We start from the raw sequence: 440 nt of genomic DNA, 5'->3' as shown, positions 1-440 counted from the left end.
GTCTGCAACTGCGTCGTGTCGTTCGCATAAGCCCCGATATAGCCTGCACGGATCAGGTCAACGAACGGCTGTTCGCGCATGTAACGTCCACCAAGTGCGTCATAATCGATACGCAACCCGCCGCGCGGGCCTTGACTCGCGGGGGTCGTAACGAACAACTTGAAATGGTCAAGTGGCAGAAGGACGCCCCCCTGCCGGATCGCCGCGTTTCGCTTTACGAACTTCAGATAGAACACGCCCGAGTGCAATCGATACTCGGTGTCATCCCCACGCCCTGGTCGCCCGAACGCGCCCATCCGTGCAATCTCTTGCGCGAGTTGCTCGTCGGGTCGATAGACCCAGCCGCCTCCGGATGGCTCAAGCATCTTATGCTGTACCATCACCACGTTGCGCTGGATGGTGTTAATGTAAATGAGGTCAACTCCGAGCGCGTGCTCAAG

Annotated in this window: 1 protein-coding gene; it reads right to left on the bottom strand. The window is 58.4% G+C overall.

What is annotated here, in order from left to right; all coding sequences use genetic code 11:
- Positions 1 to 440: hypothetical protein (locus EOA32_RS39125; protein ID WP_210214899.1), on the bottom strand; the 440-nt coding region annotated here is incomplete at both ends.

It is taken from the genome of Mesorhizobium sp. M1A.F.Ca.ET.072.01.1.1, assembly GCF_004023325.1.
Lineage (GTDB): Bacteria > Pseudomonadota > Alphaproteobacteria > Rhizobiales > Rhizobiaceae > Mesorhizobium.
Note: the sequence above shows the minus strand (reverse complement) of the source record. Positions and strands in the feature narration are given on the sequence as shown.